25 protein-coding genes are annotated in these 23,669 nt (G+C 67.0%); 10 read left to right on the forward strand and 15 right to left on the reverse strand.

Annotated features, from left to right (window positions below):
• The first annotated feature begins 569 nt into the window (after nt 1-569).
• Together L6Q96_11475 and L6Q96_11480 are read left to right on the forward strand one after the other, a co-directional pair.
• Nucleotides 570-830, forward strand: a complete 261-nt coding sequence (locus L6Q96_11475) for a hypothetical protein (GenBank protein MCK6555179.1) — start codon at nt 570-572, stop codon at nt 828-830.
• 153 nt (nt 831-983) lie between these two features.
• Nucleotides 984-2,306, forward strand: coding sequence for an ATP-binding protein (locus L6Q96_11480; GenBank protein ID MCK6555180.1), 1,323 nt, complete (start codon nt 984-986; stop codon nt 2,304-2,306).
• A 362-nt stretch (nt 2,307-2,668) separates the two neighbouring features.
• Here the strand turns inward: L6Q96_11480 and L6Q96_11485 are convergent, their stop codons facing one another.
• The 10 genes from L6Q96_11485 to L6Q96_11530 all read right to left on the reverse strand — a co-directional run bounded on the left by L6Q96_11485 (nt 2,669) and on the right by L6Q96_11530 (nt 12,819).
• On the reverse strand, nt 2,669-3,067 hold the full coding sequence (locus L6Q96_11485) for a type II toxin-antitoxin system VapC family toxin (GenBank protein ID MCK6555181.1): 399 nt from the start codon (nt 3,065-3,067) through the stop codon (nt 2,669-2,671).
• Nucleotides 3,064-3,324 carry an AbrB/MazE/SpoVT family DNA-binding domain-containing protein gene (locus L6Q96_11490; protein MCK6555182.1) on the reverse strand — a complete coding sequence of 87 codons (261 nt, stop codon included), beginning with the start codon at nt 3,322-3,324 and terminating at the stop codon, nt 3,064-3,066. Before L6Q96_11490 ends, L6Q96_11485 begins: the two co-directional genes overlap by 4 nt.
• Nucleotides 3,325-3,702: 378 nt before the next feature.
• Nucleotides 3,703-6,546: a GDSL-type esterase/lipase family protein gene (locus L6Q96_11495; GenBank protein ID MCK6555183.1), complete on the reverse strand. Its 2,844-nt coding sequence runs from the start codon at nt 6,544-6,546 to the stop codon at nt 3,703-3,705.
• 271 nt (nt 6,547-6,817) lie between these two features.
• Nucleotides 6,818-7,171, reverse strand: a complete 354-nt coding sequence (locus L6Q96_11500) for a DUF86 domain-containing protein (protein ID MCK6555184.1) — start codon at nt 7,169-7,171, stop codon at nt 6,818-6,820.
• A complete protein-coding gene (locus L6Q96_11505; GenBank protein MCK6555185.1) occupies nt 7,140-7,472 on the reverse strand; it encodes a nucleotidyltransferase domain-containing protein in 333 nt (110 codons plus the stop codon). Before L6Q96_11505 ends, L6Q96_11500 begins: the two co-directional genes overlap by 32 nt.
• Nucleotides 7,473-7,599: 127 nt before the next feature.
• A complete protein-coding gene (locus L6Q96_11510) occupies nt 7,600-8,391 on the reverse strand; it encodes a DUF4386 domain-containing protein (protein MCK6555186.1) in 792 nt (263 codons plus the stop codon).
• Nucleotides 8,388-9,248 carry a helix-turn-helix transcriptional regulator gene (locus L6Q96_11515; protein MCK6555187.1) on the reverse strand — a complete coding sequence of 287 codons (861 nt, stop codon included), beginning with the start codon at nt 9,246-9,248 and terminating at the stop codon, nt 8,388-8,390. Before L6Q96_11515 ends, L6Q96_11510 begins: the two co-directional genes overlap by 4 nt.
• Nucleotides 9,245-9,985 (reverse strand): SDR family NAD(P)-dependent oxidoreductase, encoded by a 741-nt coding sequence (locus L6Q96_11520; protein MCK6555188.1) that lies wholly within the window; start codon nt 9,983-9,985, stop codon nt 9,245-9,247. Before L6Q96_11520 ends, L6Q96_11515 begins: the two co-directional genes overlap by 4 nt.
• A gap of 869 nt (nt 9,986-10,854) precedes the next feature.
• Nucleotides 10,855-11,889 (reverse strand): hypothetical protein, encoded by a 1,035-nt coding sequence (locus tag L6Q96_11525; GenBank protein ID MCK6555189.1) that lies wholly within the window; start codon nt 11,887-11,889, stop codon nt 10,855-10,857.
• A gap of 30 nt (nt 11,890-11,919) precedes the next feature.
• A complete protein-coding gene (locus tag L6Q96_11530) occupies nt 11,920-12,819 on the reverse strand; it encodes a S1C family serine protease (protein MCK6555190.1) in 900 nt (299 codons plus the stop codon).
• 283 nt (nt 12,820-13,102) lie between these two features.
• Here L6Q96_11530 and L6Q96_11535 point away from each other — a divergent pair, with 283 nt between their 5' ends.
• The 3 genes from L6Q96_11535 (at nt 13,103) to L6Q96_11545 (ending at nt 15,857) form a co-directional block, all read left to right on the forward strand.
• Nucleotides 13,103-14,455, forward strand: a complete 1,353-nt coding sequence (locus L6Q96_11535) for an anthranilate synthase component I family protein (GenBank protein MCK6555191.1) — start codon at nt 13,103-13,105, stop codon at nt 14,453-14,455.
• Nucleotides 14,452-15,333: an aminotransferase class IV gene (locus L6Q96_11540; protein MCK6555192.1), complete on the forward strand. Its 882-nt coding sequence runs from the start codon at nt 14,452-14,454 to the stop codon at nt 15,331-15,333. The genes L6Q96_11535 and L6Q96_11540 overlap by 4 nt, the downstream gene beginning before the upstream one ends.
• An 83-nt stretch (nt 15,334-15,416) precedes the next feature.
• Nucleotides 15,417-15,857 carry a hypothetical protein gene (locus L6Q96_11545; protein ID MCK6555193.1) on the forward strand — a complete coding sequence of 147 codons (441 nt, stop codon included), beginning with the start codon at nt 15,417-15,419 and terminating at the stop codon, nt 15,855-15,857.
• On the opposite strand, the gene L6Q96_11550 is transcribed toward L6Q96_11545, so the two are convergent.
• Nucleotides 15,858-16,160, reverse strand: a complete 303-nt coding sequence (locus L6Q96_11550; GenBank protein ID MCK6555194.1) for a hypothetical protein — start codon at nt 16,158-16,160, stop codon at nt 15,858-15,860.
• Between the two features lie 181 nt (nt 16,161-16,341).
• Here L6Q96_11550 and L6Q96_11555 point away from each other — a divergent pair, with 181 nt between their 5' ends.
• Nucleotides 16,342-17,565, forward strand: a complete 1,224-nt coding sequence (locus L6Q96_11555; GenBank protein ID MCK6555195.1) for a right-handed parallel beta-helix repeat-containing protein — start codon at nt 16,342-16,344, stop codon at nt 17,563-17,565.
• Nucleotides 17,566-17,783: 218 nt separating this feature from the next.
• On the opposite strand, the gene L6Q96_11560 is transcribed toward L6Q96_11555, so the two are convergent.
• A complete protein-coding gene (locus L6Q96_11560) occupies nt 17,784-17,966 on the reverse strand; it encodes a hypothetical protein (GenBank protein MCK6555196.1) in 183 nt (60 codons plus the stop codon).
• Nucleotides 17,967-18,175: 209 nt separating this feature from the next.
• Between L6Q96_11560 and L6Q96_11565 the strand changes: the two genes are divergently transcribed.
• The 3 genes from L6Q96_11565 to L6Q96_11575 are packed head-to-tail and all read left to right on the forward strand — an operon-like array spanning nt 18,176 to nt 20,344.
• On the forward strand, nt 18,176-18,745 hold the full coding sequence (locus L6Q96_11565) for a hypothetical protein (GenBank protein MCK6555197.1): 570 nt from the start codon (nt 18,176-18,178) through the stop codon (nt 18,743-18,745).
• A gap of 16 nt (nt 18,746-18,761) precedes the next feature.
• Nucleotides 18,762-19,874 carry a flippase-like domain-containing protein gene (locus L6Q96_11570; GenBank protein MCK6555198.1) on the forward strand — a complete coding sequence of 371 codons (1,113 nt, stop codon included), beginning with the start codon at nt 18,762-18,764 and terminating at the stop codon, nt 19,872-19,874.
• Nucleotides 19,875-19,885: 11 nt separating this feature from the next.
• On the forward strand, nt 19,886-20,344 hold the full coding sequence (locus L6Q96_11575; GenBank protein MCK6555199.1) for a MarR family transcriptional regulator: 459 nt from the start codon (nt 19,886-19,888) through the stop codon (nt 20,342-20,344).
• A 12-nt stretch (nt 20,345-20,356) separates the two neighbouring features.
• Here L6Q96_11575 and proC read toward each other — a convergent pair whose 3' ends face one another.
• From proC to L6Q96_11590, 3 genes are all read right to left on the reverse strand, one after another.
• A complete protein-coding gene (gene proC / locus L6Q96_11580) occupies nt 20,357-21,241 on the reverse strand; it encodes a pyrroline-5-carboxylate reductase (protein MCK6555200.1) in 885 nt (294 codons plus the stop codon).
• A gap of 79 nt (nt 21,242-21,320) precedes the next feature.
• Nucleotides 21,321-22,010, reverse strand: a complete 690-nt coding sequence (locus tag L6Q96_11585; GenBank protein ID MCK6555201.1) for a YggS family pyridoxal phosphate-dependent enzyme — start codon at nt 22,008-22,010, stop codon at nt 21,321-21,323.
• Nucleotides 22,007-22,603, reverse strand: a complete 597-nt coding sequence (locus tag L6Q96_11590) for a Maf family protein (GenBank protein MCK6555202.1) — start codon at nt 22,601-22,603, stop codon at nt 22,007-22,009. Before L6Q96_11590 ends, L6Q96_11585 begins: the two co-directional genes overlap by 4 nt.
• Before the next feature lie 133 nt (nt 22,604-22,736).
• Between L6Q96_11590 and L6Q96_11595 the strand changes: the two genes are divergently transcribed.
• Nucleotides 22,737-23,597, forward strand: a complete 861-nt coding sequence (locus L6Q96_11595; protein ID MCK6555203.1) for a thioesterase — start codon at nt 22,737-22,739, stop codon at nt 23,595-23,597.
• Nucleotides 23,598-23,669: the final 72 nt, after the last annotated feature.

Below are 23,669 nucleotides of genomic sequence, written 5' to 3' on the forward strand. Positions count from 1 at the left end.
GATCGAAGTTGGCTCCGCTCAGGCGATCCTGGCCGCACAGGAAGGCGCGGCGCACGCAGCGGCTGATGCAGTGGTAGTAAGCGGTGGCCTCGATGTCGATCTGTGTGTAGCGCGGACCGGGCACGCGCCGAGTGTGGCGATGTATAGGATTATTGTCAAGGGCCTATACGCCCACGTTGGCGAGTGCCAGGCGGACGGCCCCGCCCTCGTAAACCTTGATGATGGGTGTCTCCATCTATCCTCATGAACCTTGATGATGGGTGTCTCCATCTATCCTCATGTTGATGATGGGTGTCTCCATCTATCCTCTTCTCCATCTATCCTCTCCTCTTGATGATGGGTGTCTCCATCTATCCTTCCATCTATCCTTCTCCATCTATCCTCTCCCGCATGTGCTCGCCGGACACCATTCCAACTTCCAATTCGCGCGACCTTGTAACAAAGTCAAAGGCGGACGACGGGTGCGTGAGGTTGCGCCGCCGGCCCCTGCGCGTCTTTGCGTGACACCCCGTTTCGTCGCGGGTGGTCGGCGGCGTGACCGCAGCGCCGGGGTTGGGACCGGCGGCCCGCTGCGCGGTCCTGCCCGGCAACCGTCTCGAAGCGCTGAAGCACGATCGCAAGGGACAGTACAGCAGCCGCTCACCGGCGACACCGCCCTGCGGCTCGCCCACTTCTTCGGCACCAGCGCGCAGTTCTGGTTGAATCTCCAATCGCTGCACGATCTGCGCCTCGCCGAGCGCAAAGCCGGAAAGGCTATCAAGGCCCTTCCGACGCTTAAGCGCTCGAAGGGAAAGACGGCGCTCCACGCCGAACGCCACCAAAGCATGTGAAACAGATCGATAGCCGGCGACCAGGTTCCGCGGGGACGATGCTACCTCTGGTACGTTTCACTGCCCCCTGCCCCAGGGCGCCGAGCATCGGTTAACGCCGCATCAAGGACGGCCGGTCTGGTTAACGTTGTAAACGTTAGATATGATAACGCCGTGAACGTTAACCAGTTGAACGAGCTGTTGTCGCGCGGCGAGATCGATCGCGAGGATATGTGGCCGCGGCTCGCCGAATACGAGGCAAAGGCGGTACCCTTTCGGTTCGAGTTCGGACTCGATCGCCTCCCGACCGAGCCCGGTCTGGTCGTGGTTCGCGGCCCACGTCAGTACGGTAAGAGCACCTGGCTGGATCTCGAGCTCAGGAACACCATTGTCGATCACGGCGCGGGGTCGGCGTTCTACCTGAACGGGGACGAGATCCTTTCCGAGGCGGTATTGTACGAGCGGCTGCACGAGCTCGATGCGGCGTTCGCCGCGACGGTGTCGGTACGCCGCATCTTCATCGACGAGATCACGGCCATCGCGGACTGGGAACGAGCGATCAAGCGTGCCTACGACGAAGGGCACCTGCGGCGCACGCTCGTCGTCACCACCGGCTCTCGCGCGCGCGATCTGCGACGCGGCGGCGAGCGCCTGCCGGGCCGCAAGGGCCGTCTCGCGCGTACCGACTACATCTTCCTGCCGGTTTCCTACCGCCAGTTTCATCGCGAGTGCTCCGCCCAACTCGGCGACAAGACGTGGATCGCTTACTTGCTCTCGGGGGGAGCTCCGCTGGCCGCGAACGACATCTTTCAGTTCGAGCATATCCCCGACCACTTCGTGACCATGATTCGCGATTGGATGCTCGGTGACATCGTTGCCACCGGCCGCAGCCGCCTGGCGTTCGGGCAGGTCCTGTCCACCATCTTCCGTTTCGGCGGAACTCCGGTGGGCTTTGCCAAGCTGGCGCGCGAATCGGGGCTCGCCAACAACACCGTAGCCAGCGGTTATGTCGAGCAGCTTTCCGATCTTCTCTGCGTGCTACCGCAGTGGTCATGGAACGCCGAGCGGGGCCGCTACGACTTTCGCAAGCCGAGCAAGCTCGCTTTCGTGAACCTGGCGGCCGTCACCGCCTGGCATCCGGCAACGCTGCGTTACGTGCACGAGTTCGAAGCTCTCGATGCTCGCACCCGCAGCATGCTCGTAAAGTGGCTCGTCGCCCAGGAGCTATGGCGGCGGGCCGCATGGGCCGGGGCAGAACCGGAAGGGCTCGGCTTCTGGCAATCGCGCGATCACGAGGTCGATTTCGTCGCCAGGGGCGAGGAATGGATCGAGGTGAAGATCGGCCGGGCCGGTCCTCTGGACTTCAGTTGGTATCCCAAGACCTTCCCGCGTGGCCGGCTGACCGTGATTTGCGCCACGCCCTTCGAGACCGAGCGCATCCGCGGCGTCACGCTGCAAGACTTCTTGCTGGAAGGGCCGTCGCGCATGCCTGCCTGACCTTTGCCGCGCCAACGAATACGCGATCGATTTCGACGCATCTCGCCACGCTCGCCAGCCACCCCAAGAGGCCGGACAGCGCGGGGCCGTCACGTCATTGTCGTCGCCGGGCCGCGCGTCGTGCGACGCCGACGGGCTCGGCCCGATGACACCCCGGTGCGGTTGCGGCCGTTGGCGGCGGGGGCAACCACGGCGGGTTGCCCCGACGGTTTGCGGCTGCGGGAGTCCTCGGGTTCAGTACGCCCGAGCCGCAGCCCCGATTCGATTCGCGTCGCGGGGCGGACGGTCGAAGACCCTTCTCGCGACCGGCGATCGGAGCGCAATGCGGTGGGTGGTTGACGTCCTCTACCTGCTCGCCAGGCTCAGCGCAGGAGCGTGAAGCCGGGCAGCGTGGCGGCGCGCCGGTCGAGCGTGTAGGTCGTGTCGGCCCCGACACGAGAGCCGACGATCCCGATCAGATGGTCCGGAAACTGCCCCCCGGATTCCTCGTACCGGCCGAGCGCCGTTTCGACGCTCGGCCGCTCTTCCAGAGCAAAGATAGCGTCGCCCAGGAGTGCCCCAATGGCGGCGACGATCTCGCGCTTGCGGAAGCCGTAGACAGCCGACAGAACCCAGCACATCTCGCAGAGAACGATATGGCTGACGAAGACCGCATCTTCGCGACGCTCGATGTCGTCAATGAGGTGCTGCACTTTCGCGGACTGGGCCGCGTCGTCCTGGGTGAGATGGCGAACCAGGATGTTGGTGTCGACGGCGATCATCGGCGGGGCACACGATCCGTGAGGGCGCGCGCGATTCCCCGATCCATTTCCTCGACCGTCGGCGCCTGCCAGTCGGCGGGGAGGAACTTCTTCAAGGCTCCGGCAGAACACTGCCCGGGCCGCCACGGGCGGACGCGGACAGTGCCTGCCTCGACCTCGAATACGAGGATGTCCCCCTCGTGCACGCCCAGCGCGTCGCGCACGGCCTTGGGCACGGTGACCTGGCCCTTGCTGGTGACTACGGCTTGCGCCTTCACGACCGCTCCTTACTCGTTCAATGAACGTAAGGGATTCTCGCGGAACGTTCAATCGGGGAGAACCGGGGCTGGCTGGACAGCCGGCGCGCGGCCCTGCCACCGCGCTGGCACTCGCGCGCGTGAAGGAGTTCGCTACGCCGCACCACACATCGTTGTAATCCGGCGGAAAAACGACGGCGCGGAAATAGTCGATCGGCGGTCGCGAGCACGGTCGAAGACCCTTCTCGCGACCGGCGATCGGAGCGCAATGCGGTGGGTGGTTGACGTCCTCTACCTGCTCGCCAGGCTCAGCGCAGGAGCGTGAAGCCGGGCAGCGTGGCGGCGCGCCGGGCGAGCGTGTAGGTCGTGTCGGCCCCGACACCGCACTTTCCCGCGCTGCTACCCCGGCGCGCCGTCGAGAATCACGACCCGCATGATCTTCTCCAGCACCTGAATCGCCGTGAGATTGCGTTGGTTGTAGCCGTAGCGCAGGGCGGTGCTCCCAAAATCGGCCCCCTGGTCGCCACGGTAAACACTCGGATGAACTCCGTCGGCGTCCATCCCACGGTTGATCATCGCCGGCGCTTGCAGCGCGAGCCAGTAATCCCATAGCGGGACCTGCTCCACCCGCGCGACCTCGGTGACGACCTGATTGTACGGACCGACGCGCGCACCTAATGACGCATCGTCGAGCCGCGGCGGAATCGTGCTGAGGACCGGAATGACCCCGGCCGCGAGCGTCTCGGCGACGATGTGCGTCAGGTTGTCGCGAAACATGCCCGGATCGTTGTAACGCTCGAGGTCGTTGGTGCCGTACATGATCAGGGCGACGCTCGGATGCAGCAGGTGCAACTCGCAACGCAGCGCCAGATTAAACGGCGCCGGGCAACGCGAGTCGGGCGGATCGAGTGGCGCCAGCGCCGAATTCGTCGTCCACCCTGCCACCGCGCTGGCACTCGCACGCGTGAAGGAATTCGCTACGCCGCACCACACATCGCTGTAATCCGGCGGAAAAACGACGGCGCGGAAATAGTCGATCGCTGGCGCCAGGCTCGTGTACGAGCCCAGGACCTCCGAACCGCAGCCAACGTCCTTCAGGAACGACCCGGACTCGGTGATGCTGTCGCCGATCTTGGCAAAGACGGCGGCGCGATTGCCCGCCGCCCGACCGGACAAATAGACGGTTCGCAAACGCGCCTTCAGCGACGCGTCGATAACGGGAACGATCGGCGGCGTCGACAGTAGCGTCCCGGTGGGAGTGGGACTGGGTGTGCGCGTCGCGGTTCTGAAACCGGTGGGTGTGCGCGTGACGGTGCGCGTCGCCGTCGCGGAGAATGCCGGCGTCCGCGTAACGGTGATCGTGGGCGCCACGGTCCATGTGGGAGTTCTTGTGACTGCCAGGGTCCGTGTGGGCGTTCTTGTCGCCGTGCGCGTCGGCGTCGACCAGCGCCGCGGTGTAGGGGTGCGGGTTCTCGTCGGCGTCCGCGCAGCGGTGCGGGTTCTCGTTGGCGTCCGCGTGGCGCCGACTACGACGGTCGCCGTCGAGGTCCGCGTCGGCGTCCGCGTCGCCGTCGCGGTTCGTGCCACGGTGCGCGTCGGAGAGAGGGTAGACGTTCGCGCCACCGTGGGCGTCGCTGTGTTCCCCGGCCCCGACGCGGAGACGTACGCGCCCGCAGGTCCCGTGGCCATCCGCGCATAGCCGTCGCGGTCGCTCGGCACGTTGTTGCTCAAGTCGCCCGCCGGTACCGGCGGCCGCGAGGGAGCGTCCGTCCACGCGAAATCGGGAACCGCATACGTCCCGGCACCAAAGACGTTACTGTCGGCGACCGGACGAAAGTTGCCCCCGGCGGGGTTTGCGAGTTGCGGTTGCAGCGTGTTGATGGAGTTCTCGGCACGCAGTTGACTCGCATTGCACGTCGGGTTGCCGGGCTGACATCCGTCGCCGGAGTCCTCGATGCCCAGGGGATGATCGGCCGGCCCGTTCCAGACGATGTTTCCGCGGATTTGCAGGTTGGTGTCGGTGCGCGCCGGCGACGGAATGTTCGAGCCGGCCGAAGGCGTGCGCGGGCCATAGATGGCGAAATGCTGCCACTGGCTCTGATAGCCGGGCGGATTATAGACGATGTTGTTGTAGAGGAAGACGTTGCTGTTGGGGATCGGCTCTTCGCCGCCCACCGTTGCCGTACCCCAACCTCCGGCGGTGCGGTTCGCGCTGCAACGCCCGGTATCGCCGTCGCAACTGCGTAGGCCAAACACGGCCTCGATCGCATGACTGCGCCGGCCGACGCGGTACAGCGTATTGTAGGCCATCAATATGTTGTAGCCGCCGTTGACGCCGATCCCGGCGCCGTCGGTATCGTGGATCACGTTGTTGATGAACTTGATGTCGTAGGCTTCGTAGTGCAGCCAGGGCGATGTCATGAACTCGAAACCGGTGCCCTGGCCGGCCGAGAACCCACCCGTTCCACAGTCGAAATACTCGTTCCCCTCGATGCGCAAGTAGGCCGAGCCGCCCTTGGCATACTCGCACCAGTCACCGGCGTTGTGGATGCGGCTGCGGACGATGTGCCCGTACTGCACGGCGACGAAGTCTATGGCGTTGTCCCCCGCACCCGAGATGTCGCTGTCCTCGATGTACACGTGTTGCGACTGATTGATCTTGACCGTTTCTTGCGGACCCTGGCCGCCGCCGCTGGTGATAGTCGAATCGCGAATCAACAGGTAATTGCATTGCTCGCAATGAAACGGATCGCCGGTCGCCTGAATGCGCACGCCGAGCAGGTAGAAGTAGCGGGTGTCGAACACATTCAACGCGGGCAGAGTCGCAGTTCCGGGGCCGTCGGCAGCCTGCAGGATAACCGGGAACTGGAACGTGCCGTAGCGCCGTTCCCAGTAATGGGGCACCGAACCTTCCGGGTATGTCCCGGCGACCAGCACGATACGGTAGCCGGTCACCGTCAGGGTGACGCCCATCTGAACGCGGTTCCATGCCGCCGTCACCGTGCGTAACGCCGTCGCGCGGGAGCTACCGGGGTTGCTGTCGTTGCCGTTGACCGGGTCGACCCAGATGTCGGTCAACGTCGGCGCGCCGATGTCATAGTCGTTCGGAGCGCCGGCAAGCGCGCCGGACAAGGGATCTTGAGCGCGAACCGGCAGGGCAGTAACGGCCAATCCGATCGCGGCCAGCATGGGGAAGAGCACGGATATCGATCCGCGATGCGTCCTGGTGTGCGAAGATCCCATAACCCGTCCTCTGGCCAATCGATCTGGCAACTTTTTTTGCCGGTCTCCGGCGGCGAAACGCACGGAAGATCCGGCCGAGATCGAGAGGAGCAAGTCTCGCACCATGAAGTGCACGCCGCCGGAGCGCGAGCGATGCGTGCGCCGTGTGTTCGACGAGTGACACTGGCGAAGTCTACGAATGACACGCCGGCATGTGCCATGCGACGCGGGCAGGCGCGGGGAGGGTTTGCGCTCCCGGCGCCTGCGAACTGGTAAGCCACTCGCGCCCGCGTCACCCGGGTTCGTTAGTGGGGTCGAAGACGGCCTCGACCTCGGCCAAGAGCCGCGGCAGATGCGATTCGACGATACCCCAGACCGTCGCGTCGTCGACGGCGTCGTACGTGTGGATGATCCGGTTGCGGAAAGCCACGATGCGCGGCAACTCCGAGATTGCGGCCGCGGTTGCAGGATCCGTGCGGCGCAGGCGATTCAGCGCTTCGGCGACGATTTCGAACTCTCGTTCAATCGTGCGCCGGAACCAGCGGTCGGCTTCGTAGTCGGCGAAGGTGTAACCGCGGCAGCGTGCCAAAATGCTGCGGCCAGCGTCGGGGATGTCATGCAGCAGCTTCTTGGTCTGCGCATTCATATACGAGTAGCCGCGTCCGTTCGATCTCCCGACGGAAGTAGGGGTTTCGAACCGACTCCTCGGTGATGACGTCTACGTGTCGACCGAAGATCTGCTCGAGTGCCTCGCTGAACCCGAGGACGCGATCGGCGTAGGCCCCGGTAGGCTGGCGGTCGAGAAACCTGACCAGAAAATCCAGGTCGCTCCCTTGCGGATCGAACCGGTCCGTTGCGGCCGATCCGAAAAGATAGAGGCGTCGCACGCGAAACCTGCGGCAGATCTCCGACACCGTGTCGAGGTTGCGTTCGACGAGTGCGTTCATGCAGCCCGGTCCTGCTTGGCGACGTGTCGTAGGGAGGTCATTGGGCGGGGACGCTCGACTGTCCTACGAGTAGTCTGACATACGGGACACGGCAAGGCGAACCGCCCGGGTGCGCGTGCAGATCCGGTCACAAGATCGCCGGAACGATCATCGCAACGTAGAGCGCCAACCCTACCGCCCACGCGCGCCAGTCGAGTTCGATCGCGCCTTCGGCCTGCGAACGCCAGGAACACACCCCGAGGAGCAGCAGCCACACGGCCCAGGCGGGGAATCCGAAGTCGAGTAACGGGCCAAACATCTGCGGCGCGATACCGAGTTGCTCGAGCGCCAGCACGAGCGCGAACGCGCCCAGCGCGATGCCGGCGCTTCCCAGCCGAGCGTCGATCGCGCCTTGCCGTCGCAAGCCCGCGGACACCAGGATCGTCCACAGACCGAGACACAGGTTGGCAGCGTGCTCGCCGAGCGCCATGCCGGCGTAGCGGTTGAACGCTCCCTCGACGATGACGATGGCGCTCACCGTCGGGGCGTCGGCGCCGGCCATACGGTCGGCCAGGTACGGCACCAGAATCGCCCAGCGGATGAAGCCCGCCATCTGCAGCACCCCGCAGACGATGCCGAACACCAGCGCCAACCGGACGGCAGCGGAGGGCCGCCGACAGAGCGACCAATCGACGAGCACCGCGATGGCGACCTGACTGAGCCCGGTGAGCGCGAGCAGCCAGTACGTCGGTTGGACGACGGCCTGTTCGCGGCGAAACAGCGCCAGGCGCTCGACGGCGGGTAGCCGCAGCACCTCGGGGAACTGAAACACGGCCGCGAGAACGGTGAAGCCGGCAAAGAGAGCGACGAGGTGAACCACGATCAGTGCTGCCGTCCATCGGTGAACCTGGCCACCCCGCGTCGTCATCGAACCGGTCATCTTGCGCTCCTGCGATAGTTTCGCGGGGTCATCCCGACCACGGTCTTGAAGCTACGCTGAAAGTGAGCCTGGTCGGCGAAGCCGCAGGCGTAGCCGATGTCGGCGAGCGACTCGTCGCCGTCAAGCAACATCTTCGAAGCCATGGCCACACGCGACGAGCGCAGCACGGTGGCGAATCGGTTGCCGGTAGCCGCCAACTCGCGCTGCAGCGTTCGCGTCGAACAGGCGAGCGCGCGTGCTGCCGCCTGCAGACTCCACTCGCGCGCCGGATCGCCGGCGATCGAACGCCCGAGCCGCGCCTCGACGTCTTCGCCGCGGCGCCATGCCAGCTCGGCGGACCGAGTCGGTCCGGGCAGCCAGCGAAAGGTCCAGCGCCCGGCACGCGTCGGCAGCTGCTCGAGCTTGACGTTACGGGCGCCAAAAGTACGCAGCAGGCCGCGGAGAACGCCGCAGATCAGGTAGTGCTCTGCCATGACCGGCGGTGCCCCCTGGGTCGCGTAGTGCCGGCAGCGCCAGGTTCCGGGAACTTCGGCGTCGATCCGAGTGCGATGAGTCGAGTGGTAGTAGCCCTCGAGGCGCATCCACTTCTCAGCCAGCACCTGCGTGTCCGGCGACGCGAGCAGAACACGCACGGGTGGCAAGTAGGTCGCGTCCCGAAGGGCGTCGCCGACGTCGAGAATGGGCTGCGGGCCGCCGACGCGCAGAGCGTGACGCAGGACACGGCGCTTGACCGAGTCGTCGATGAGCGCGCGTCCGAGCCAGTCGCTAACGCCGACTCCGGGCGGCAGGAGCCGCGGGTCTCGCTCGTGAAGGTAGCGGATCATGAGGGCCGTCAGTGCAGCATGGGTGAATGTCATGAATTCCTCACGATTCGCGCCGCCAGTGCCGGGCACAGACGATCGATCCACCGGAACGGGCGCGCCCATCCCACATCGATCCGTTCGGCGCCCCGGTGCAAGCCGGCGAGCAACGCACGTGCGACCTCCTCGGGAGGAATTTTCCGCCGACCTCGACCCGACGTCATGTCGGTGTCGACCAGTGGCGGGACCAGCTCCACGACCGCAACGCCGCGATCGCGCAGAAGATCGCGAAACGCGATCGTAAACACGCGCAGTCCCGCCTTTGTGCCGCAATATACCGGCGCCGTCACCCTGGGGTGCCGGGCCAGAATCGACGTCACATTGACGACCGTCCCCTGCCCCGCCTGCAAAGGGGCCAGCAGACCGGCCGCCAGCGCGATCGGCGCCAGCAGGTTGAGCTGCAGCGCGCGTTCGGCGCGCACCGCCGCCGTGGCCTCCAGGCCGCCGTCGTGCTGCACTGCCGCGTTGTTCACGAGCAGACTCAGGCGCGGTGCCCAGGCGGCGGCGTGGGAGATCAACCGGTCGCGTTCCGCCGCGATCGCAAGGTCGGCGGCGTACACGTCGATCCCGGCGGCCTCGGCGGCCACCGCCCGCAAGCGGGGAAGGTCGCGCCCCACGGCCAGCACACGGAAGCCGTCGGCGGCCAGGGCCAGCGCGATCGCTCGACCGATTCCCCGACCGCCGCCGGTCACCAATGCCGTGCGCTCGCCGGCGGAACCCGCACCGTTTTCCATGGAGTCCGATTAGCGCCGATCGCTGTCCGAGTATTGAACGATCACGCCAAATTGCTCCCGTCTCGCGCCGAGGCGACGAATTCCCGGGCTCGCCCACCCCGACGGGAGAGACCTCGCCGCCCGCCGGCAGGGCTATCGGTATCGACCCGCTCCTGCCGCACCGTGCTCTGCGTTGGCGCGTGAGCGGGGAAATCGCACAGGGCAACCACGGGGGGTTGCCCCTATCGGGCCGGGCATCCGACAGAAATCGGCGTTGCGGCACGACAGACGACCGACACGGTGGGGCGGTTGTCGGGGCCGGATGCAGGCCCCCGTGCGTGCCCGCCGGATGGTATCCGTTCGGGCAACCGCGGGCTATGATGCGCAACGCCTGCGGCGTGGAAATGCCTGCCGGTGAAGGATGCCGGCGCCATAAGTTAACCCCTACGCCCCCAGACCCTCAGGCGCCCCAGACCCTCTGGCCCCCATTTTCGACTGGCGATTGGCCGGGCCGTGTAGAAATGTAACGGACTCGGCGCCGACGGTCGGGGGATCGTGCGGGGCGGCGGGGCCGGGCGAAAGGACGTGCACCTGGAATTCACCGCTCGATGGCCGGTAGCTGCAGCTCTCGTCGTGCCGCTGTGTCTGGCGGTCCTTGCGGCCCCCCTCTCTGCTGCCGGCGGAGGTCGCCGGCACGCTTCGCTTCCAGGACGGCGCGGCGAGTGCATGCGAACTCCCGGGAGATCGCTGCGTCGAGATCGAGGGCGATCGCATGGTGGAGGTGTTCGCTCCCTGGGGGGTACGCGTCTACCGGATAGTCCGGCAAGGGGCGCCGCCGAGCGTGGGGGTGCCCAGTGGTCCGGCCCGGGCATTCATGCGCGGGCCCGAGCTTATCTGTGTTGGCGCCCCGGGCCCCTCCTCGCGCCCGCTCTTTCCTTGGGGGGCCGCAACGGCACGGGCTCCGGCGGTTCGGTCAACAGCGCCTCGGCGACGTAACGATCGAAGTCGAAAAACGCCCGGTAGTCAGGAACATCCTTGAACCCACGATCGATCATCATATGGCGGCCGTCGACGCCGACACCGAGAACGTGCGGCCCACTGCTGCCGGTTCGGACCATGTCGACGACGCCAACGCGCGTGCCGACGACTTCGGCGGCCCGCAACGCCACCTTCTGCGCCTCGTCGGACACACTCTGCAGGAAGCGATACTTCGCGCCGCGGCTCGCCGAGACGATCCAATCCGAGGGACGCTCGTAGCGGTCGCGGTAGCGTTCGGTCCAGAAGACAATGTGATGATCGACGACATAGGCCCGCAGCACCTGGGCCGGGGTGACGCTGCGGGTGGTGAGGGTGGCGATCAAGCGTTGCGCGTAAAACGGCCCCGGGTACGTGAGCAGATCGCCGTCGAGTTGGCGCCGGCCGCCGGCCGCCGGCGCGATGCGATAAAGGTGACTACCGCCGTCGCCGACCAGTTGGCCGTCCTCGATCCACACGACGAGATGGCCATGTCCGCCGCAGCCGTAACGGTCCTTGAGCACCGCGAAGCGGTGGGCAAGGACGAACTCGTGCAAGTGCGACGGGTCGGTACTGACCAGCGTTTCGGGTACCGGGATCCCGCGGTCGAGCAACCGCTCCTGCGTGGCGAGCCGGTCCCAACAGAGGTCCTGCGCCGCAACGGCAGGAACGATCTCGGCGCGCGGACAGAGATCGCGCAACAGGCCGGCAGCGTCCGGGCTCTCGGCGGGTGCGTCGAACGGCAGAACATATAGACGGTGCACGTGCGCACACAGGGCCGGGGCGGCAACGGCGGCTTCGACCGCGATCGGGTGAATGCTCTCGCCGGCGGCGGCCGCCGCGGCGCAGAGGTCACGCATCGCCGATTCGACGAAAGGAGCGTACGGACGCCCGTACAGGCAGGCAATCATGGCGCACCCGTGCGACCGCGCACCCTCGGATCAGGCGAAGAACTCCTCGGCATCGCCACAGGTGATCGGCAGTTCTTTGACCTGATTGGTGCGGTAGACACGCACGTTGACCACGTCTCCCGGGCGATGTTCCCACAGCCGCCTGTACAGCTCGCCCCGGTTGGCAACCTCCTGGCCATCGACCGCGAGGACGATGTCCCCGGCCTTGAGGCCGGCGCGATCGCCGGGCGTATCGGGCAGGACGCCGGCGACGACGACGTGGTCGCGAAACGTGTAGCAATACAGACCGATCCAGGCGCGCTGCGCACGCGTGGTGCGCCGGCCGAATTGCAGCAGCTCGTTCTTGTGATCGCTGTAGTAATCGACGGGAATGGCGAGGGTGAAACGACCGACCTCGCCGAGATCGAGCGAGACGATACCGATAACCCGTCCGAGCAGATCGAGCAGCGGCGCGCCGCCGACGCCGGGATTGGTCGCGGTGGTGGTGATGGCTCGGTCGAGCGAGTACTCCCAGTAAGCGTCGAACGGACCGAGCGAGGTGATGCCGCCGTCGTGCAGGCGACGCTTGTTTTCGCTGGCGGCGGCGACGATGAACACGTCCTGCCCGATTTTGAGGTCGGCGAAGGTACCGAGCGGAAGGGCGCCGGGGAGCGTGCGGTCGGCCTGCACAATGGCCACCCCGGAGGCGAAGTCCTGGGCAACGACGCGGCCCGGCACTTCGGTATCGTCGGCGAGGGAGACGGTTACCGAGCTGCTGCCGAGAACGACATAGTTGACCGTCAGGATCAGGCCGGCGGGGTCGACGATCACGCCGGAGCCCAGTCGTTCGGTTCCGAGTATACCGGCGGATGGATGGCTCTCCGCAATTGTCGTATGCAGCGCCACGGTCGCGGGTACCACGTGCTGCAACAGCTTAATTGACGCGTTCATGGCCGGCGGCTCGACGCGGTACCTTGGCGCGGCGGGGCAGGGCTTTGCAAGCCCGGGTCGGGCAAAAGTCACCCCGGCAACGCCCTTACGCACCTGGCGGCGCGCCCGGGCGGGAGCCCGGAGGAACACGCCGCCCCGACATGGAACGAGGGCGAACTCGGTCTCCCGGTCCGGGCGCCGAGAGCGCCTTTCGACGAACCGCCGGCGCAGGGTTCCGCCGGGCGATCTTGACTCCGGCGCCGGGGACCTCGACAAACGGTGGGGTCGTCTTTGCAGGCACTGCATGCGCCTTCCCATCGAACTGCCGCTCGGTCTGCCGTCCCTGTTGCGGGGCGGTGCAGGCACGCCTCTTACCTGCGTGCTCGACGGCGCCGGACCGGAATCGTGGACGGACGGCCGGGCGATCGCCGGCTGGGGGCCGCGGGCAGTGCTTCGCGTGGCGGCGGACGGCGGAGCAACGGTACGCAGCGGGGCCGGGATCCAGGCCTGCGCCGGCGATCCGTTCGACCTCCTCGATCGGTTCGTGGCCGAGTGGAGTCCGCCGCCAGATCGCGTCCGCTCCCCCTGGGCGGGGGGAATTGTGGTGGCGCTCAGTTACGATCTGCGGCGCTGGGTGGAGCGGGTCCCGGCTCGGCTCGCCGATCCGCTCGAGCTCCCGGTTCTGCACGCGGCAGCGTACGACTGGTTCGTGGTTCTCGACCATCGGCACGGCGGCGTGAGTCTGGAAGTCAGGCCCGATGCGGGTCTCGACGCCTCGCGTCTGGCCGAGCGGATCGCGGGAGGCGCGCCGGCGGCGCTGTCGAACCGCGGCGTCGATCGCGTTGTGCGGCGCGAATTCTCGAAGGCCGCATACGCGGCGGCGGTGCGGGCTGCCCTCGACTACATCGCTGCCGGCGATATCTATCAGGTCAACCTGGCACAGCGGTTCGCGGTAACGAATCCACCGGCTCCGTTAGACGTGTTCGCGGCGCTGCAGCGTCATCCGATGCGGTTCGGCGCGTACGTCGACGCGGGTGACTTCAAGTTGTTATCGAACTCGCCGGAGTGTTACCTGACGGTGCGCGGCGAGGAGGTTGCGACTTACCCGATCAAGGGTACGCGGCGGCGCGCGGCCGATGCGGCCGCCGATGCGGCGCTCGCGTTCGACCTGCGTAGCGACCCGAAGGAGCGCGCCGAGCACGTCATGATCGTCGATCTCGAGCGCAACGATCTCGGACGCGTCTGCCGAGCCGCCTCGGTGCGTGTCGACGCGTTGGGTCGTATCGAGTCGTTTCCGACCTTGCATCACATGGTGTCGCGGGTGAGCGGCCGGTTGCGGAGCGACGTGTCGCTGGCAGGGCTTCTGCGCGCGACCTTCCCCGGGGGGTCGATCACCGGGGCGCCGAAGGTGCGAGCCATGCAGATAATCGACGCGCTGGAACCGGTGCCGCGCGGGTTCTACACCGGGGCGCTGGGCTGGATTCGTGCGGACGGCAGCAGCGTGTGGAGTCTGCTCATCCGCACGGCGATTGCCACCCCTGGCCTCCTCACCTACCATGCCGGCGGCGGCATCGTGGCGGACTCCGGCATCGACAGCGAGTACGAGGAATGCCTTCTGAAGGCCCGCCCGTTCTTCGCCGCAGTGGAGCAGGCATGAGTACGAGGGTTGGCGGGTACGTACATTTGAATGGGCTGCTGGTGGCTTCGGCGCAGGCGCGCGTCGCGGCGTTCGACCGGGGCTTCCTTTACGGCGACGGCATTTTTGAGACCGTGCGAATCTATCGCGGCCGGCCGTTCGCGTTGGCGGCGCATTTCGAGCGCCTGCGGTCTGCCGCTCGGGTTCTGGGGTTGCGACTGCCGAAGCGGCCGTGGGTGCAGGACATCGCCGCTTTGTTGCGGCGCAACGGCATGAGTGGTGCGGACGGCTGGGTACGGATCACCGTGACCCGCGGGGCCGGTGCGCCGGGCTTGCTGCCGCCGTCGCGGCTGGTGCCGACCGTGCTGATGTTCGCCGGGCACCTGGCGCCAGCGGTGGCCCGGGCGCAGCGGAACGGCGTGCGGGTCGTCCTGTTGCCGTTTGCGCGGGGCGGATTTCTCGCCGAGTTGAAGCTCCTCGATTACGTGCCCGGGATCCTGGGTCGCCGTCTCGCGGCCCGGCGTAAGGCCTACGAGGGGCTGTACGTCGACGCCGACGGGTACGTTACGGAGGCGGCAACGGCCAACGTCTTCGTGTGGGACGGGCAACGGCTGATAACTCCGCCGGTCGACGGGATCCTCCCGGGGGTAACCAGGCGTCTGGCGATCGAGTTGGCGGCGGCGGACGGGATGCCGGTAGTCGAGCGGCGTCTGAAGGCCACCGAGTTGCTGGCGGCGCGGGAGGCTTTCCTGACGTCTTCGACGGCGGAGGTGGTGCCCATCGTGACGGTGGACACGCGGCGGATTGGCGACGGGGCGGTGGGGGCACGGACCCGCCGTCTGCAGGGTCTCTACCGGCAATTAGTTGACAACATGTTGAGTGAGCGGCGGGGGCGGTAGCGGGTCGGCCCCCTCGATCTCGTCGTCGGTTTTGTGAGCCGGATGTCATGTGGCTTGGCAGCGGAATTGCTCTACCACAGGGCATGAAACGGCTCGCACGAAAGCAGCAGGCAGAGGAGCCGCCTCTCACGGCGGAACAGTTCGAACGCGCGGAAGCGGCAGTCCGCGATCTCCTGGCGGCGGATTCGGTGTTGCCCGAGCAGTTCTGGGGCATGCACGCGACGCCCAACATCGCCTCCGGGGAGCTCGCGTTGATGTGGGCCGTTTTCGCTGACGGGGTGGAGAGCTACCGTCGCAATGCGACGGCAAGGTCGGCCCACGGACGGGTCGAGTTCGAAGAAGCCGAAAGCTGGCTGTTGACCACCGATTGGGATTGGCCGTTTTCGTTCGTGAACCTGTGCAACGTGTTCGGGTTCAACGCCAACGGCATCCGCTGGGCCCTCCGGCGCTGGCGGCACCAGCAGCGCACGTGTGCGCAGTCGTCGCCGCGGCGCCGGTTCCGGCCGGTTATCCGCGCGGCGTAATCAAGAGGGTGTGTCGGCGGCCTGGCGCCGCTTCATGCAGGGGCAGCCGCCGGCGGTGTCGGCGGCTGCCTTGTCGGCGCCACTTGCCGCCGGTGCGGCGCACGCGCCCCCTCCGCAACATCCGCCGTCGGGCATGCACCCGCCGCCCGGGTTTCCGGTCGTGGTGGTATTGGGGACGGCGGCGGCCGCCGGCGGTTCCTTATTGGTGGCCTCCCGCCGCGCGGGGTCGGTGGCAAAGCCCGGGGTTGCCGTCAGCAGCGCCAGCGCCAGGCCCGCGAGCGCGCTTCTTACCGCGATAGTCATTCTCTCGTCTCCTCCGAAAGCCGTGCAGGCCGCGGACCCGGCCCGCCGATTCTGACGTTCGCATGGCGTCATCGGTTTGTCGAGCCATGCCCCGGGGGACGACGAAAATGTTGGACTTACCGGGGAGGGCGTGCGTAAATCGATAGGGTCGCAACCACCCCAAACCACTCAATGGAGTTCCATGACAGTATCGGACCCCGGCCGTCGACGCGTTGGTCTTATTGTTTGTTTGGTGCTCGCCGCTGCTCTCCAGGGATGCGGTGGCGGCGGAAATGGTGACGGGGGCGGGAACGGAAATCCGACTGCCACAGCCCAGGTGACCAATCCCGGGCAGGTCAACACGGCGACTCCGACCCGGCCGCCCGGCGCCCCCACCCTGACGCCGACTCGCACCGGCGGGACCACGGGAACGCGCACCCCGACCCCGACCGCGACGCGGACCGTACCGCCGGGGTCGACCGCGACGGCTACTCCGACGGTCGAGGGCAGTTTCGATATTGTGGTGCCACCCGGGGGCAACCTCCGCAACTACGTCCGCCGGGCGCCAGCAAACTCGACGCTGATTCTGAGCCCGGGCGCGTATGCGCCGATGCGTCTCGAGGCTGGAGACGTACAGGGGCCCATTACCCTTTACGCTGACGTCGAAGGGGCTTTCAGCGAAGTTGCGCCCGCCGAGGTGGTGATCAACGGCGGCACGCAGGCGGTGGCGGTAGAACTCCGTGAGGTCGCCGACATTACCCTCGATGGTTTGACAATGGTCGGGGGAACGAGCGCCGCCCTGCTGATAGTCGATAGTCCGGGAGTCATCATCGCCGACTGCACGATCCGCAAGAGCAAGGGACACGCAGTCGTGTTCGAACGCTCGGACGATGGTCTGTTCTTCAACAATCTGGTGCACGATAACGCCGGTACCGGCCTGCGTGTGCTGGGCAGCGATCTCCTGTTCGCCATCAACAACACGATTTACGGGAGCCGAGCGCACGGCGTGTTCATCGGCAAGAGCAATGGTCAGGCATCGACCAATCTCTTGCTGGAGAACAGCATCGTCAATCGGAATCAGCCGAGTGGCATCACCATAGACACGGTGGCGCCGTCCTCGCTGACTGGCTATTTCGGGGACTTCAATCTGAACAGCGACGGTTACGGGTCCGGGACTCCCCCCGGCGATAACGACATTAACGGCTCGGGCTCGTTGTCGGATCCGCAGTTCTTCCTGCCGTCGGCCGGAGATTTCCGCCTTTCGGCCACCAGCCCGGCCCTGGACGCAGGCGACTTCGAAACCGACCCCGGACTGGTCCCGTTCCTGACGGAGCGTACGACGCAGCGCGACCAGTCCCTCGATACGGAGCCCGTCGACCTCGGGTACCACTATCTGGTTGTGCCCACACCGACGCCGCGCCCATGAGGCGCGCCGGCTTACGATTTCCCTGGATCTGCGCGCGGGGAGGGCGAGGCTCCCGCCGAGCCGCGACGACCTGACGACGGCTCGGCGGGAGCCTCGCCCTCCCCGTGCGCCATGCAGAACTTCAGGACCTGGTAGCTCAGGCGTATCGAGGGACGGCTCTACGCCGGCGGCGCCACCGCGCGACCGCCGGCCATCGGGTCGCGCAAGGGTAGAGCTGACTAAATCGAGGAGGTAGGTTCGGCGGGCGACAGGTCGTCTTCTTCCGTCTCTTCGCCCTCGCCGCCCACTTTCTTCGCTTCGCGGCGTTCCGCCTTCCGCTTGAGCTTCTCTTCCTGTTTCAGCTTGCGCGCCATTTCCTTGCGGCGTTTTTGGTCCCGTTTGAACGTCTTGCCACCTGCCATGTGCGTGCTCCTTTCCGCGACCCGGCCGCGCGGGGGCTGCCGGCGATGGACAATGCCTGCACTGTCCGACGCACGTGAGCGTACCAGAGACCATCAGGGTCGGCAATTAACGTACCGAAGCGGCGCTGCCCTCGCCGGTTGTCCTGCGGTGACGCGGCGCCTATAACGGCGCCTTCGGCGCGGCCCTCGCCGGCGTCGACGGAAAAGGCATGACAGCCGACGAGAAGCTCAAGCTTACTGTGCGTTCGCTGCGCACCGTGTTGCTCCTGTGCGCGCTGGCGCCGGCGGCGCCGGCCCGGGCGCAACCGACGATCGCGCCGCGCGTGGCGGGGCTGTACGTCGGCCAGGAACGGGTCGTCGAGGGCAAGGTGCTTTCCGCGCAGCGCGAGGGGAACACTGTGCGGCTGCGTTTCGGCACCGGACCGAACGATTTCGTGGCGACCCTTTCCATCGGACTGCTCAGCGACTTTCCCGAGAACCCGGATGAAGCCTACGTCGGCAAGACCGTACGGGTTGCCGGGTCCATCAAGAGTTTCCGCGGCGTCCCGGAGATCGGCTTACGGGATGCCAGCAACATCGAAGTCGTCAACCCGCGCACGACGAGTGAACGCTCGGAACCGGCGCCCGCGCCGGCTGCCGCCATCGCGGTCGGGACGGCAAGCGCACCGGATTCGCCGCGCTCGGAGCTGGAGGCTTTACGAGCGCAGGTCGAAGCTCTGACGCGTCGAGTCGAAGTGCTGGAACGAAAGCGTGCCACCGACGGAAACAAAGCCGAGTAGCTCCGGCCCGGCGCCCATGCATTCGCTGTCTGGTCCGGCGTCGGCGGCGGGAGCGGACGCTGCGGCGGCCGGTGGTGGTCGTCGTCGGCTGCCCGGCGTCGTCCGCTTCCTGATCAAGGCCGGCCTCACCGCGGGTGCGTTCTACCTGCTGCTGACGCATACGGTGCGCACGGAATCGGGCGAGACGGTAACTGCCGTGCGGGCCATTATCGACTACCTGCCGCGCATCGATCCCCACGTGTTCTGGCGGTTCACGTTGTTGGCGATGCTCGTCAAGACCGCCGGCATCCTCGCCTCGATGCTGCGCTGGCACCTGCTGCTCATCGGCCAGGGAATCCGGTTCCGCTTCGGTCACATCGTTACGACCTTTCTGATCGGGCGGTTCCTGGGCACGTTCCTGCCCTCGACGCTGGGGCTGGACGGGTACAAACTGTACGATGCGGCGCGCTTCAGCGGCCGCATCGTCCCGGCCACGGCGGCCACGCTAATCGAGAAATGCCTGGGCATCGTCGGCATCTTCGTTAGTTTTCTCGTGACCTTCCCGCTCGGCTACACCATCCTCGGGCCACGGGCGGGGCGGGTCGCGTCGATCACGGTGCCGTGCGCGCTGGCAGTCGTGGCGCTGTTCTTCGTGATCGCCTTCGAGCCGCGGTTGATTCGTGCGGTCGCCGGCTGGATACCGGGCGGGCGCTTTGCCCGCATTGCCGACCTGGCACAACGCCTGGCAGCCGCCGCTTCGGCATACGCGCATCACACCGCGATCCTTGCGGTCGCGCTCGGGCTGAGTTTTCTCGTGCATTTCCTGACCGCGGCGATGTACTTCTGTACGGCGCTGGCAGTCGGGGCCGAGCACGCGCATTTCTGGGAGGTCACGTTCGCTTCGACCATCCAGATCTTCGCCACGGTCATGAGTCCGTTCACGATCGCCGGCGAGGGTGTTCGCGAGATAGTCCAGGCTCTGTTGCTTGCGCACCGCATCGGCGTGTCGCAATCGATAATCTCGGCAGCCCTGGGCTTCTGGGCGGCGGAGGCGCTGACGCTGAGCGGGGGCGTCTTCTACCTCTTGCGGCGCGCCGACTACCGTCCCCCGGTTCAACTCGACGGCGGCAACTCGCTTGCTGCGCGGTAAGGACGATCGACATGACTTCTGTTCCGTCGCACGACTTACGCAACCTCGCCCGCTTTCGGCACGCGATGCGCCGCTTCCTCCGCGCCAGCGAAGAGGCGGCGCGAGCCGCCGGTCTGACCCCGCAGAACCACCAGCTCCTCCTCGGCGTCGCCGGGTTCAACGGCACCGGCTCCGCCACCATCGGCGAGCTTGCCGAGTTTCTGCAGGTGCGGCACCACAGTGCCGTGGGCCTCGTGGACCGCGCCGAAGCGCTCGGCTACGTGCGGCGCCGTCCGGGGACCGACGATCGCCGCGAGGTGCGTGTCTTTCTCACTGCCGACGGGATGCGGCGGCTGAGGGTGCTTGCCGACCAGCACCGGCGGGAGCTCGCCGGCATGCGCCGCGGTTTCAATCTGGCCGCGCTCGAGGACCAGGGTAGCCGCCCCAGCCGCGGCACCGCCCGCCAGCGCAAGCGCCCGCCGCGCGACTGACGGTCGATGCCGTCAGCGGCCGCCGCGGCCGAGTTCGCTGGAACGTCGTGTCGCCGCCACGACGGCAGCCGCGAGAGCGTCCTTGAATCCCCGGCGCTCGAGTTCGCTCAGACCCGCCAACGTCGTGCCGCCGGGTGACGTTACCTGGGCGCGCAGCGCTTCCGGAGTCTCGCCGGTTTCTTGCAGCATGGCGGCCGCGCCGCGCAGCGTTTGCAGAACGAGTTGAACGGCGAGCGCACGCGGCAGCCCGGCATGGACGCCGCCGGTGATCAGCCCTTCGACCATCAGGTACACGTAGGCCGGCCCGCTGCCGCTCAATCCGGTTACCGCATCGAGCATGCGCTCGTCCGGCACCGTCACCGCCTGTCCGACGGCACCGAGGAGCTTCAGGCCGAGTTTCTCGTCGGCAGGCGTCGCGTACCGCCCGCGCACCATCACCGACATGCCCCGGCCCAGCAGCGCCGGGGTGTTGGGCATGACTCTGAGCACGCGAGTTTCCGGACCCAGGCCCGCCTCGATACGGATGGTCGGGACGCCGGCGGCGATCGAAATGAAGAGTTTACCGGCCACCCCACCGGGCCGCACCTGAGTCAGCACCGTGTCGATGATCTGCGGTTTGACCGCGAGGACGACGACTTTCGATCCGGAGACGAGATCGGCGTTGTCCCGGGCGGCAGTGATTTTGAAGCGCCGCCGGAATTGAGCGAGTTTCTCACGGTCGACGTCCGACACCCATAGCTCGTCCGGTTGGTACAGGCCCGCCCCGAGCCACCCCTTTACGAGTGCGCTGGCCATGTTGCCGGCGCCGACTATTCCAACTGCTCGTGGAGATGTTGCGGCGCCCGTGGCGCGCTTACGGGCCGCGGCCGGCCTGGTCCCCGTCTTCGTGTCCTTCATGTGCCCTTCCTCGGCTGGTTCGGCGCAGTTAGCCACATTCCCTCGGCCGGCGACAAATGCCTCGGAGAGCCCACGCCGTTCATGAGCGCTCTCCGAAAATCGCGCGGCCGATCCGCACCAGGGTTGCGCCCTCCTCGATTGCGACCTCGAAATCGTCGGACATACCCATCGACAGCTCCCGCAGCGGGGCATTGGGAGCGGCGTCCACCGCGATCGCGTCGCGCAACTCGCGCAGCGCCCGGAAGAACGGTCGCATCGCCTCGGCACTTCGTTGGGGCGGCGGGATCGCCATGAGTCCATCTATCACTAATACCGGCACGGTCGCGAACGCACGCAACAACGCCGGCAGAGCCGCCGGCGCCACGCCGCTCTTGCTCGCCTCCGCACCGAGATTGATCTCGACAAGCACCCGGATCACCCGCTGTCGCGCCGTGGCCAGTGCCGCGAGGGTGCGACCGAGGGCGACGCTGTCGAGCGTGTGTATGACGTCGAACAGATCGACCGCGCGGGCACTCTTGTTCCGCTGCAAGTGACCGATGAGATGCCAGCGGGCCGGCCGACCGACCAGTGGCATCTTGGCGGCCGCCTCCTGCACGTAGTTCTCGCCGACGTCGGTGGCGCCCGCGTCGATCGCCGCGGCCACGGCGGCCGCCGACTGAGTCTTGCCGACGGCCACGATCGTGACCGCGCCGGGCGGCCGTCCGGCCCGCCGCGTGGCCGCTTCCACCCGGTCGCGGACGCTCTGCCAGTTGCCGGCAACGTCGATCATGTTCGGGCCACGGACGGCGCCGACCCGACCGGCAAGCGGCGGCGGAGCATGGCGGCCACCTCTTCGACGGGCAGTCCCATGACGTTGCTGTAGGAGCCGTCCAACCGAACCACGAAACCGGCTCCGCCCCCTTGCACCCCGTAGGCCCCCGCCTTGTCGAAGGACTCTCCGGTGTCGAGGTAGGCCTCGATTTCAGAAGGCTCCAGGGCTCTGAACTCGACCGCCGTCTCGACGCCGATCTCGTCCAGTTCACCGCTCGGAGCGACCAACGCAACCGCCGTCCAAACCCGGTGTGTGCGTGCCGAGAGGGTGGTCAACATCCGCCACGCGTCGTCGCGGTCGACCGGCTTGCCGAGGACCGTCTGTCCGACAATGACCACCGTGTCGGCGCCGAGCACGTGCGCCGCCGGAAACGTCCGGGCCACCGCCAGCGCTTTCTCGCGGGCCAGGCGGACGGCGAAGTCTGCCGGCGCCTCACCGGGGAGGATCGTTTCGGGCACGTCGCTCGGAACCACGTCAAAGGCAATCCCCAGCTCTGCCAGCAGGGCGTGGCGCCGGGGCGAAGCGGAGGCGAGAATCAAGCGGGCGGTCATGACCTTATATAAAAAACCGGGACTCGCCCATTCATAGGGCGATGCGGCAGGTTGTCAACGAAAGCCCCGCAGGTCGAGTGAGAAGTCCGCGAGAACTCCCCGCCCTTGCCCGCGGCGCCGCCGCCGAGTCATCATGCGGGCGACCATGCGAACCTACCGCCTCAGGCATCGGGTCTCGCACGCCGCAGTAGACTTCCTCGGCGAGATGAAGGTGTCGGCCTTGCTCGGCGTGCTCGAACAGGCCGGCGTCGAGGCATCGACGGACGCCGGGTTCGATCCGGCGTGGTACACGGCGGCGAACCGTACGTGGGTAATTCACCGTACTCGCCTGCGACGTCTGGTGCCGGTCGGGGGCCTCGATACACTCGACCTGGAGACGCAAATCGCCGACTTCCGCCGCGCGCGTTCCTTGCGCCGCTACCTTGTTCGCCGCGGCGACACGCCGGTGGTTACCGCAACCACCGACTGGGTGTTCTGCGACCTGACCACGGGCCGGCCGGCTCGCATTCCGGAGTCGATGCAGGTCGCGTTCGGCGACGGGGAGCGCGCCCCGATCCTGGCCCGCCTCGATCGCTTGCCCGACCACGGTCCCGGCGAGCCGGTGCGCGCCGCCGTAACCGTGGCGCCGACGCACCTCGATCATATCGTCCATGTCAACAACGCCGTCTATGCCGACTTCCTGGAGAACGCCGCCTTCGCGCTGTTTGCCGCCTGTGGTTGGCCCTTTCGCCGCATGCTCGAAGCCGGCGGGGCATTACGCATCGCGACCCTCGATATCGAGTATCACAGCGACAGCGAGGCCGACGAGCGGCTGGAGATCTCGACGTGGCTGGATGGCGAGAGCGGTGTCGTCACTCCAGCCGCACCCCCAATGCACGTCAAGCTCTTGCAAACCATTACGCGTTCGGTCGGCCGCGACGTACTGCGCGCGCGCACCGAGTGGGTATGGCGCGAGAAACCGCCCGTCGTCGGCGGCGTGCCGCGCGGGTCCTGATTTACGATTTCCGAGTGTGCGCGCACGGCGCGAAGAAATCTTCAGGCCATGGAGCGGCAGTGCCTTCCCGTT

This window comes from Candidatus Binatia bacterium, from assembly GCA_023150935.1.
In the GTDB taxonomy this organism is placed as follows: domain Bacteria; phylum Desulfobacterota; class Binatia; order HRBIN30; family HRBIN30; genus JAKLJW01.